Source organism: Mucilaginibacter panaciglaebae, assembly GCF_039539265.1.
GTDB classification, from domain to species: Bacteria; Bacteroidota; Bacteroidia; order Sphingobacteriales; family Sphingobacteriaceae; genus Mucilaginibacter; species Mucilaginibacter panaciglaebae.
The window spans coordinates 198,995-211,134 of record NZ_BAABCV010000009.1 but is presented as its reverse complement, the minus strand read 5'-3'; the positions used below and the strand labels follow the sequence as shown (position 1 = coordinate 211,134).

Annotated in this window: 9 protein-coding genes; 3 read left to right on the top strand and 6 right to left on the bottom strand. The window is 44.2% G+C overall.

Annotation, left to right across the window (positions count from 1 at the left end; all coding sequences use genetic code 11):
- Positions 1-56: 56 nt before the first annotated feature.
- From ABD772_RS13730 to mutL, 6 genes are all read right to left on the bottom strand, one after another.
- Entirely contained in the window at positions 57-923 is an 867-nt protein-coding gene (locus ABD772_RS13730) for a Cif family virulence factor (RefSeq protein WP_345105467.1), read from the bottom strand.
- Positions 924-1,015: 92 nt separating this feature from the next.
- Complete coding sequence (gene cysS / locus ABD772_RS13725; RefSeq protein WP_345105464.1) at positions 1,016-2,476, bottom strand: cysteine--tRNA ligase; 1,461 nt, start codon at positions 2,474-2,476, stop codon at positions 1,016-1,018.
- Between the two features lie 123 nt (positions 2,477-2,599).
- On the bottom strand, positions 2,600-3,718 hold the full coding sequence (locus ABD772_RS13720) for an endonuclease/exonuclease/phosphatase family protein (protein WP_345105462.1): 1,119 nt from the start codon (positions 3,716-3,718) through the stop codon (positions 2,600-2,602).
- Entirely contained in the window at positions 3,696-4,580 is an 885-nt protein-coding gene (locus ABD772_RS13715) for a rhomboid family intramembrane serine protease (RefSeq protein ID WP_345105460.1), read from the bottom strand. The genes ABD772_RS13720 and ABD772_RS13715 overlap by 23 nt, the downstream gene beginning before the upstream one ends.
- A gap of 18 nt (positions 4,581-4,598) precedes the next feature.
- The gene (locus ABD772_RS13710) at positions 4,599-5,321 is read right to left on the bottom strand and encodes a rhomboid family intramembrane serine protease (protein ID WP_345105457.1); all 723 of its coding nucleotides are present in this window, start codon (positions 5,319-5,321) and stop codon (positions 4,599-4,601) included.
- Positions 5,322-5,350: 29 nt separating this feature from the next.
- Entirely contained in the window at positions 5,351-7,234 is a 1,884-nt protein-coding gene (gene mutL, locus ABD772_RS13705) for a DNA mismatch repair endonuclease MutL (RefSeq protein ID WP_345105453.1), read from the bottom strand.
- 223 nt (positions 7,235-7,457) lie between these two features.
- Here mutL and ABD772_RS13700 point away from each other — a divergent pair, with 223 nt between their 5' ends.
- From ABD772_RS13700 to bshA, 3 genes are all read left to right on the top strand, one after another.
- Positions 7,458-9,089, top strand: a complete 1,632-nt coding sequence (locus ABD772_RS13700) for an amidohydrolase (RefSeq protein ID WP_345105450.1) — start codon at positions 7,458-7,460, stop codon at positions 9,087-9,089.
- The gene (locus tag ABD772_RS13695) at positions 9,076-10,869 is read left to right on the top strand and encodes a serine hydrolase domain-containing protein (RefSeq protein WP_345105447.1); all 1,794 of its coding nucleotides are present in this window, start codon (positions 9,076-9,078) and stop codon (positions 10,867-10,869) included. The genes ABD772_RS13700 and ABD772_RS13695 overlap by 14 nt, the downstream gene beginning before the upstream one ends.
- Positions 10,870-10,979: 110 nt before the next feature.
- Entirely contained in the window at positions 10,980-12,119 is a 1,140-nt protein-coding gene (gene bshA, locus ABD772_RS13690; RefSeq protein ID WP_345105444.1) for an N-acetyl-alpha-D-glucosaminyl L-malate synthase BshA, read from the top strand.
- Positions 12,120-12,140: the final 21 nt, after the last annotated feature.

Genomic DNA, 12,140 nt, shown 5'->3' with positions numbered 1-12,140 from the left:
AATAGGCCGCTTTTCTTTTATCACCGTTAGTTATTTATCGATTGTTTAACCAATCCTTAGTTCTCGATCGCCGAGAAAACCTCCAGCAGGATATTCCAGGTATGCTTGGTAGCATCAAGCTCCCAGATACGCACGTAGTTGTAGTTGCTTACAATTTCGCCTTTTTTAATGCGGGCGCGCCCATAGGTATAAGCCAGGTCATTACTGGTTGAGCGGCCGCCGCTAATAGTTTCGGCAGAAATATTTATCGCTTCATTATTTAAAAACTTTAATACCTGGTCTGTACCCATCATTGGCTCAAAACCCGGGAAATAATAACGGCCTTCGGCACTTAAAAATTCTTTGTAAGCGCCCAATGATGATATCGTCAATGCCTGATTTAACATTTTATCAGTAGCCAGGATAATGTTTTTTCCATTGAACGGGTCTTTATTCTTTACCGGCTTTTTCGAAGGGTCCGGGTCCTTAAAATCAGTTGTGGCTTCCTTTTCCATTTCAGGATGCTGAATGCCCAGGTCTATCAGCAATTTCAGTTTACCATCGCCGTCAGCATGCCATACTGAAACATAGTCGCCAAATACTTTATCGTCCTCACTTTTACCGTTTTGGTAAACGTAGGGACCTGCAGTGAAAGCCAGGTCGCCGTCATATGATATACGCGCTATTTTGGGTGTCCATTGTAAAGTACCGGGCTGTTTTTCAACACCTTCGTAAAAATCAGTGATCTTAACAACTTTGGGTTTAAATACAATACCTTCAGGATCAGCAACTGCTAAAAAACCGTTTTTGATGCCTTTGCGGGCCACCAATTTGTTAAAGGCTTCCTCGGCTTGAACTACTTTACTCACCTGTGCAGGCGCCTGAGCTACGGCAACAGCGGTGTAACAAATAAATGAGAGGGTAGCCAGTGCAATTTTTTTCATTTTGTGTGAGTTAGAGGGGAATATTGATTTTGATGTTTTTATCCTGTTCCAGGATTCAAGTATTTGCTTTTTGTTAAACGTTAATAACTGAATTAAATTTTACTCCAGTTAGTGCCTTCTTTGCTATCCTTTAGCTGAAAACCTATTTTCTGCAAGCCATCGCGTATTTTATCAGAGGTGGCATAGTCGCGGTTTATCTTGGCTTCGTTACGTAAGTTTATCACCAGATCCATCACTTTAGGCAGGTCATCATTGGCAGCCTGTTCGTTTTCTAAACCCAACACATCAAACACAAAAATTTGAATGGTGTTTTTTAAAATTTCAAGATTAGCTGCATCAATCTTCATTTTGCCGTCGTGTACAGAATTAATAATGCGCACTGCTTCAAACAGTTCGGCAATTAAAACAGGGCTGTTAAAGTCATCGTTCATGGCGTCATAACAGTGTTGCCTTAACGGTGTAATATCAATGTCCGAGCTGCCCGATGCCTTTAAAGTATCAAGCAATGTAATCGCATTCATCAGGCGTTTAAAGCCTTTGTCTGATGCATCCATGGCCTCATTACCAAAATCGAGCGTACTGCGATAATGTGCCTGCAAAATAAAGAAACGTACGGTCATCGGGCTGTAGCCGCGCTCCAATATGGAATGCTCGCCTGTAAACAACTCATGCGGCAAAAAGCTATTACCTAATGATTTTGACATTTTTTGCCCATTAACCGTAAGCATATTGGTATGTATCCAATAGCGCGCCGGGTTCTTATCGCAGCAGGCAATATTTTGTGCAATCTCGTTGGTGTGATGCGTAGGCACCAGGTCAATACCACCTCCATGAATGTCAAATTGATCGCCCAGATACTTATGGCTCATCGCCGAGCACTCCAGGTGCCATCCCGGGAAGCCTATGCTCCAGGGCGAGGGCCATTTCATTAGGTGCTCTGGCTTGGCTTTTATCCAAAGGGCAAAATCAAGTTTACCCTTTTTATCGTCCTGACCGCCCAATGCGCGGGTATTATTTAGCAGATCTTCCAGGTTACGGCCATTCAATACACCATAGTCATGCGTGCTGTTATATTTTTCAACATCAAAATAAACAGAGCCGTCAACCTCATAAGCATAACCGCGTTCAAGCATAACTTTGATGAGCTCAATTTGCTCGATAATATGGCCGGTAGCGGTAGGCTCAATACTTGGCGGCAAGCAGTTAAATATTTGCAGTACTTCTCGAAATCCGACAGTAAATTTTTGCACAATCTCCATGGGCTCTAACTGGGCCAGTTTAGCTTTTTTTGATATCTTATCTTCGCCCTGATCGGTATCTCCTTCAAGATGACCTGCATCAGTAATATTGCGTACATAACGTACTTTATAGCCAACTTGAGTGAGGTAACGAAATATCAAATCAAATGATATATAGGTGCGGCAGTTGCCTAAATGAACATCGCTGTAAACAGTGGGGCCACAAACATACATGCCAACATGCGGCGCATTAAGCGGCTCAAACTTCTCTTTTTTGCGGGATAAAGTATTGTAAACAAATAAATTTTGCTGCATAGTGGCAAACTTACGATATTTAGGTTGAATGTGGTAAATGTGAGTGGTTGATTGCGTTGATTGAATTAACGGTTTTAAATTGCTATGACTAACCAATTACTTAACTAACCACTCAGCTATAAACTACTTCAAAACCAAATCGGCATAAACCGGGAAATGGTCTGACAGCTTTTTTTCAATTACCGTATAACTGGCTACATCAAATTGTGGGGTAACCATGATATAATCGATCTGATAGTTCGGAAAATCGCCGTTATAAGTACGGCCCAACCCAAACCCTTTTTCGTAAAAAGTATTTTTTAAACCCTTTGCCATTTGATTTACAGCGAATGACGAAGGCGTATCGTTAAAGTCGCCGGCGATGATGTATGGATAGGGACATTGCCTGGCATGTTCTTTGATCTTGACCACCTGCTCGGCACGTTTCAGGAAGGCCCGTTTCAGCTTACTACCCAGGCGCTTGGTCGAACCTAAATCGGGCTTACCACTTTTAGCCACTGTATCGATGTAACGATAATCCTCAGGATCAAAATTGATAGATTGCAAATGCACGCTATATAGCCGGAATATTTTGTTGCCTTTTTTAACATCGGCATACAAACACTGGTTACCGCTAAAAAGTGGTGCTAATTGAATCATGCCTTTGGCAATTATCGGATATCTTGAAAAGATACCTATTCCTATAGTAACAGTTTCATTACCCCCAAAACTTTCAACGTAACAATTGTCAGACCCCATAATTTTTCTTATAGAATCAACCATAGCAAACTTGCCCCGCTTGCGGCTGTAAAACTCCTCGATGCCAATAACGTCAGGTTGTTTATCGGCAATGATATTTAAAATCTCGTGCTTTGTCGATATGTCTTTAACGCCCCCATACTTTTTAAAGTCGTGTACGTTATAGGTCATCATCCTGATGACATTGGTATTTGATGATTTGGGCTGATTACTATTTCCCGGATGCAGGCCTACGTTGTTTTTTAATACACCCCATCCACAGACAATGCCTATAAGCGATATAAGGGCAAACCACCTTTTACGCAGCGCCCAATAAAAGATCATTAATAAATTAGTTAGCAAAATTGGCGGATAAGCCAACCCGAAAAATGCTATGAGCCAAAACTTACGCGGGTCAGTAACCGGGGCTAAATAAGAAACAAGCAACGCAAGGCATAAACCGCAGTTTATCCATAAAAAGATCTTATCAATTAGCGGTAGCTTACCTTTTTTCTTTGCCTTCATTTTTGCTGGCGCGAAATAATGTTTCTTTTTCCTGCTTGCTCAGGTTATCATAGCCCGTTGTCGAAATCTTGTCCAATATACGGTCAATCTCTTCCTGTCTGGGTATATCGTCGTCAACAATATTACGATTAGTTGAGGCAACTTTCAGCTTTGATCGGCTCTTAAATTTAAACAAACCGGCTATAACGCTTATCCAGTCGTTACCTTTTTGCAACTGCTTTACATAAATAAAGCCCATTAGTGCGCCACCCAGGTGAGCTATCTCGCCACCGGCATTTGAACCTTTGATGCCCCAAAAACCCAAGGCTACATAAAATACGGCTATCCACTTTATCCGGATGGGCACAACACCGAAAAGCATGATCTCATAGTTTGGGGCAATGGTGGCTGCGCCAGCAATAATAGCCATTACGCCGGCCGATGCCCCCACCACCGATGCAACTATATACGCCCCGCTTTGCGTAAACATCGGGAACAGGTTATAGCTGGCTACAAAAAATACTGCGCCGGCAAATCCCCCCAAAAGGTATAAGCCAAGAATACGCCGGTTGCCCAAAAACTCCTCAAAGATCTGCCCCATCCAGTACAGCCAAAGCATGTTAAACAACACATGCCATATATCAGCATGCATAAACATATAAGTAAGCGGCGTCCAGAAATGAGCCAGCAGCCGCGGTAAATATGCCGGAAGCGTAAGGTAATTATAAGTTAAGGCAGATACCCGGTCTGTAGTTAATAATAAGTTTTCAATAATTGATGCGATACTAACGGCCAGAAATACGATAACATTAATGCCTATGAGCAGGTATAATTTACTGCCCGATTTAAACACCTTATAATATATATTTTGCCAGAAGCTCATATCCGATAAATACTTTTATTAAATAAAATTACGCGGACCTTGCAGTCGCCACATTTTTACCAGTATAAAGCCCAGTATTGCCCCGCCAATGTGCGCAAAATGTGCCACATTATCGCCACCAAATTGTGTAACCCCTAACGATATCTCTATCAATATATACACCGGAATGATATATTTTGCTTTAACAGGCACCGGTATAAACAGAATCATCAGTTCTGCGTTAGGATAGATCATCCCAAAAGCAATCAATACACCAAAGATAGCACCCGAGGCCCCTACCATCGGTGTATGAAAAATATCATAGAGCTTTTGCGCATTAGGCCCGTATTGCAGGTACGACGATTCCAGATCGGGGAAGGCTAGATTTAGCTGCCCTGTTATGGCATGTACCTCATAAGCCTGCACAATCATTTGGAAAACCACCGCACCGATACCGCAAATAAAATAAAAGGCCAGGAACCTTTGTGAGGTCATGGTATACTCCAATATGGCCCCGAACGAATACAGGGCAAACATGTTAAAGATGATATGTTCCCAGCCGCCATGCAAAAACATATAGGTAATTAACTGCCAGGGCCTGAACATGGGCGAGTTAAAATAATATACACCAAAATGTTCGCCAACCGGATCGGCAACGCCCGAAAAACCGTGACTGTAATACAGCGAGGGAATGAAACACAAAATATTAATGATAAGCAGGTTTTTTAAAACCGGAGGCAGGTTGGAAAAGGGTGATTGCATGGGTTGTCTATGTCTTTTTTCTGCGGATGCTATTTTTCAAACCGCTCTAATAATTCATTTAATGTAAATGTACTGATCACAGGCTTGCCGTTAAGCGCCACGTTAGGCATCTGGCAGGCAAACAACTGATCGGTTAACTGATTCATTTCCTCAGGTGATAACTTGGTACCCGCTTTTACTGCTGCGTTACGCGCTAATGACCGGGCCAGGTTATCCCGTCTGTCCAGCTTTAATAAGGTTTGATTATTTTTAAATCCTTCCAGCAAATGCTCTAATAACTCGTGCTCGCCCACATTGTTTAAATCGGCCGGTATACCTTCAACCACCACGGTATTTTTTCCAAACTCGCGGATATCAAAACCCAGCGCACGGATATCAGGCATCAGCTCTTTCAATAACTCAAAATCGGCACCGTTTAGTGTGAGCGACTGCGGAAACAGGCTTTGCTGGCTAACGCCCGACTGGTTTTGCAGCTGGTTTAAAAATCGCTCATATAAAATACGCTCATGCGCCGCCTGCTGGTTGATCAGCATAAAACCCGACTTGATCTGCGACATGATAAAGCGGTTATGGATCTGAAAAAACTGCTTATCGCTCGATTTAGCGATCTCCTGCTCATTAACCGTTACGCTTTCACCGGCATGCAGCTCAGCCTGCACAGCAGATGCATCGCGCTTGCTGATCTCGTACAGTGTTTCCCAATTTTTCGGGATAGGATTGCTACGGCTGCTACGATCAGTATAACTACCGCCGCTATTGCTGTTTCCGCCTCCTCTTTCAAATGGAATTTCGCGATCGGTTTTGGCAAATGGATTAAAATCAGGATTAAAGGCTATCACCGGTGCTACAATTTCTTCAAAAGGTTTTGGAGTGATGAGATGCTCAATACTATTTTCCTGATCAAAATCCAGGCTTGGTGTAATGTTATATCTACCTAACGAACGTTTTACAGCCGAGCGGATAATGGCGTAAATAGCCTTCTCGTCCTGGTATTTAATTTCTGTTTTTGTGGGATGTACATTGATGTCAATTTTCGACGGATCAATATCAATAAATAAAACATACAGCGGATAAGTATCATCCGGCAGCAACTCCTCAAATGCCGTTAGCACCGCGTGGTTCAGGTACGGGTCTTTGATAAAGCGGTTGTTGACAAAGAAAAACTGCTCGCCCCGCGTACGTTTGGCAAACTCCGGCTTACCCACAAAACCACGCAGGTTAATAATGGTGGTATCTTCTTCAACCGGCACCAGGCGTTGGTTATAGTTGCTGCCAAACAGGTGGATAATGCGCTGTTTTAATGCGCTCGCCGGCAGGTGATAAACTTCCTGCCCGTCATGATGCAGGGTAAAAAACACTTCGGGATGCGCCAATGCCACACGCTGAAACTCATCGATAATATGGCGCATCTCGACCGGATTACTTTTTAAAAAGTTACGGCGTGCGGGTATGTTATAAAATAAGTTTTTAATACATATTGACGTCCCGGCGGTGGTAGAGCAAGGCTCTTGCTTGATAACTTCCGAAGCTTCAATAAATATTTGACTGCCCAGTTCATCTTCATGGCGCCGGGTTTTCAGCTCAACCTGCGCCACAGCAGCAATGGATGCCATTGCCTCACCCCTGAAACCCATAGTGCGGATAGCAAACAGATCCTCGGCCTTTCGTATTTTAGATGTAGCATGGCGTTCAAAGCACATCCGGGCATCAGTACCGCTCATGCCGCAGCCGTTATCTATTACCTGTATTAACGCTTTGCCGGCATCTTTAACAATCAATTGTATTTTATCTGCTCCGGCGTCAATAGCATTTTCAATCAGCTCCTTAACAGCAGATGACGGCCGCTGCACCACCTCGCCTGCGGCAATCTGGTTAGCTACTGAATCCGGTAAAAGCTGAATGATATCTGACATTTATGTAATTTCCCTTCAATTTCTTTGCGCTGCTAAATTAGCTATTTAGTAGCACAGTTAAGCTTCTTACCAGGCTCGGGGCGCAATCAGTTTTTATATTTTTTTCCACCTTGCTGCATATAAGCCCCGCAGTTGCCGGGTTAAGCCCTAAATTTAAGATATCGCCTAACTTTATGAGGTAGTAGTTGTATATACCTTTATATTTACAGCTCATATCTACTATATGAATAAATTATGGCCGCTGCTTTTGCTTGCTTTGACAGCCTGTAAGCAAAAGGAATACAATGCTGATCTGTTAGTAAAAAATGCCGTTGTTTATACAGCGGACAGCGCTTTTACCGTTACCAATGCGTTTGTGGTTGATAACGGTAAGATTATTGCCGTAGGCGACTCAAGCACCCTCACAGAAAAATACCTGCCCCGCGAGGTTGTCGATGCGAAAGGCAAAACCATTTATCCCGGCTTTATTGATGCACATGCACATTTTTTAGAATACGGACTGGGTTTACAAGAGGTGAACCTGAAAGGCTTAAAAAGCTGGCAACAGGTACTTGATACCGTGAAAGAATATGCCGCCCGAAACCCTGAAGGCTGGATAATTGGAAATGGCTGGGACCAAAACCTGTGGGAAGGGCATAAGTTTCCGGATAAGACAAAGTTAGATGCGCTGTTTCCGGTGCGACCGGTTATTTTAAACCGCGTTGATGGTCATGGCGCCATTGTAAACCAGGCCGCATTAAATATTGCCGGCATCAAACCCGGACAAACTATAACCGGCGGAGAAATTGAAACCATTAATGGAAAGCTTACCGGTATTTTGTTAGATAACGCAATAGGCGTTGTTACCCGCAAAGTGCCCGACCCAGGCGACACGCTGATACAAAGCGCACTGCTTAGCGCACAACGTAACTGCATTGCCGTGGGGCTTACTACTGTGGACGATTGCGGCTTACCCTATACCATGGTAAATACCATTTCAGAGTTGCAGCACCGCGGCTCGTTAAAAATGCGCATGTATGTGCTCTTGTCTGACAAGCAGGAAAACTATGATTATCTGTTTAAACGCGGCGTATTTAAGACGCCACGGCTGAACGTGCGCGGTTTCAAGGTTTATGCGGATGGTGCGCTGGGTTCGCGCGGGGCCTGCTTATTAAAACCCTATACCGACCAGCCTAACTGGAATGGATTTTTACGCAGCAGCCAGAAGCATTTTGAGGACGTCGCCAAAATGATCGCCGACAAAGGCTTCCAGATGTGTACCCATGCCATCGGCGACTCGGCCAACCGGGTGATATTAAAGATATATGCCAATGTACTCAAAGGCAAAAATGATCGCCGTTGGCGAATAGAACACTCGCAAGTACTAGCCCCGGAGGATATTGCCTTATTTGGCAAATACAGCATCATCCCATCGGTACAACCTACACACGCTACATCTGACATGTATTGGGCCGGCCGGCGCCTGGGGCCACAGCGTTTAAAAACCGCTTATGCCAATAAACAGCTATTGGCACAAAATGGCTGGATACCTTTAGGTACCGATTTCCCGGTGGAGAATATCAACCCGCTTTATACGTTTTATGCTGCGGTGGTACGTAAGGATCTGAAGGGCTATCCGGCCAAAGGTTTTCAGATGGAAAATGCACTGACACGCCAGGAAGCCCTAAGAGGCATGACCATTTGGGCGGCAAAAGCTAATTTTGAGGAGAAAGAAAAAGGCAGCATTGAGGTAGGCAAGTATGCCGATTTTGTAATTACAGATAAAGACCTGATGAAAGCCGGTGATGCGGAACTACCAAACATCAAAGTATTAAAAACCTACATCAACGGAGAGGAAGTATATGAAAGAAAATAAGATGAACTGCTTACTAACTATTCTATTTGCATTTACCTTATTCAATTCAGCATGTGCGCAAAGCTCCGGTCAGGCTTATTTAAAGGAGGAAAAACAGGTCGAGAAATCTACGGTACTTTTAAATAATGATAATTACCTGATCCCCCTCCGAAACATCGGCAATTTAAAGATCGTCAGCGTACATTTTTTAAATCCTTATGCCCGTGCTTTTGATAGCTTGCTGAATAAATATACTGCCGTTACCCCGGTTGATTTGACAACCCGGGCCATTCGTAGTGCCTTCAACTTCGACACATATAACACACTCATCATTCAGGCTAACGAGGCTGATCTAAGCAACCCGGCATTAATAAGACTTATTACCGATAATCAGAAGAAAAAAAATGTCATCGTAGCCTATTTTGGTAAAGAAAAAGGTCTGAATAAACTAAACGATGTAAGTGCGCCCATCATCTGTTCGGGAAAAGCTACCGAAGTAGCGGCGCAATTTGCTGCCCAGGCTATATTTGGCGGAGTAGCAATCAGCCAGAAATTATCATCCACCATCAGCCCTCATTACCGAACGGGCATGGGTTATATCACCGAAAAAACCCGTTTGGAATATACCGTTCCCGAGGCCGCAGGCATCAGCAGCAGCAGCCTTCAGGACATTGACAAAATAGCCCGCGAAGCTATGAATGCACACGCTACACCCGGCTGCGTTGTGCTGGTAGCTAAAGATGGTAAAGTGATCTTCAATAAAGCTTATGGGTACCATACCTACTCGGCAGATGCCCCTGATAAGATTACCGATATTTTCGATATAGCCTCAATGACCAAGACATCGGCCACTACTATGGCTGCCATGCAGTTGTATGATGAGGGTAAGTTGAATCTCGATTCGACGATCTCTTACTACTGGCCCGTCACCAAAAACACTGACAAAGCCAGCCTGCTGATACGTGAAATATTGACCCATCAGGCGGGGCTGATCCCCGACATCCCGACCTTCGAAAGAATAAAGACTGCCGATCATAGCATTGACTCTTCTGCCGCATATCCCATTAAAGTTAACAATAACTATTTTTTGCGTAAGAATTATTATGCCGATATCATGTTGCCGGCCATGCTTAACTCGCCATTGAGGACACGGGGCCAATATGTATACAGCGATTTAAGTATGATCTTTATGCAGCAGGTAATTGAGGGCGTTACCAAAACACCGCTGAATGCCTATGTGCAGCAGCAATTTTATGACCGCTTAAGCATGCAAACCGCTGGTTTTCTGCCATTGTACCGTTTCTCGCCAGACAGGATCATTCCGTCGGAGGATGAAGAAGAATTCAGGCATTCAGAATTAGTTGGGTATGTAAACGACCCAACTGCTGCCCTGATGGGTGGTGTTGCCGGGCATGCAGGTGTGTTTGCCAGCGCTAACGATATAGCTATACTTTACCAAATGCTGTTGAACAAGGGCAGTTATGGCGGTGATATATTTTTCAGACCGGAGACGGTTGACCTGTTCACTGGCAAACAATCTGCCGTAAGCCGCCGGGGCCTGGGTTTTGATCGCTGGGACCCGATACCTGAGCGCCACTACCCGTCAGAGCTGGCATCACCGGAAAGCTTTGGACATACCGGCTATACCGGCACCTGCGTATGGGTCGACCCGAAATATAACCTGGTATATGTTTTCCTGTCAAACCGCTGCTATCCTAAGGTAAGCAGTAAGCTGAGCAGCCTGAATATTCGTCCGCGTATACAGGATGTTGTGTATAAGGCCCTTGCAAAGGGGCTTTAGCAAAACAAAAGGCCGCTACCCAATATTAATATTACAAAATGCAAACACTTATCCGCCGAATTGCTGTTAAACTTGCATAATTATTTATCACAACAACCAGATCTGTATTAATGAAAATCGGAATTGTCTGTTATCCAACCTTTGGCGGTAGCGGTGTTGTAGCCACCGAGCTGGGCAAGGCCCTTGCCGATAACGGGCACCAGGTGCATTTTATCACCTATAATCAGCCGGCCCGCCTGGATTTTTTTTCTGAAAATCTTTTCTATCACGAAGTTTCGGTGTCTAACTATCCGTTGTTTGATTATCCGCCATACGAGCTGGCCCTGGCCAGCAGGCTGGTTGATGTAGTACGCTTTGAAAAGCTGGATGTGCTGCATGTACACTACGCTATTCCGCATGCTTCGGCCGCATTTATGGCAAAGCAGATCTTATTAACCTATGGTATTTATATCCCGGTAGTAACTACGCTGCATGGTACTGATATTACGCTGGTAGGTAAAGACCGCACCTACAAACCGGTGGTTACTTTCTCTATTAATAAGTCTGACGGTGTTACCGCGGTTTCAGAAAATCTGAAGAAAGATACTTACGAATTTTTTGATATTGAGAATGACATCAGGGTGATCCCTAACTTCATCGACCTGAAACGCTTTAGCCTGAAAGCTAAGGACCACTTCAAAAGAGCCATAGCACCCGAGGGCGAAAAAATACTGATACATACCTCGAACTTCCGTAAGGTAAAACGAACCGATGATGTGGTGAGGATTTTTGCACAAATCCGCGAAAAGATCCCATCAAAACTATTAATGGTAGGCGATGGCGGCGAGCGCAGCGACTGCGAGCAGCTATGTCGCGATCTGGGTGTAGGCGATGACGTACGTTTCCTGGGTAAACAGGACGCGATAGAGGAGATCCTGTCTGTATCAGATTTGTTCCTTATGCCGTCGCAGTCTGAAAGCTTTGGTTTAGCAGCTTTAGAAGCTATGGCTTGCAAGGTACCCGTAATAAGTTCGAATGCAGGCGGGTTACCCGAACTGAATCTGGATGGCGTAACCGGCTATCTGAAAGACGTTGGCGACATACAAGGTATGGCAGAAAGTGCCGTTTACATTTTGAGTGATGAGACACGTCTGGCAACTTTTAAAGAAAACGCCCTTGCCCGCGCCAAACAATTTGATTTATCTAAAATATTGCCGGTGTATGAGAAATACTACATCGAGGTGATTGAGAAAAGTAAGCAGGCTAATTAATCTTTACGTTAGGCCCGAATT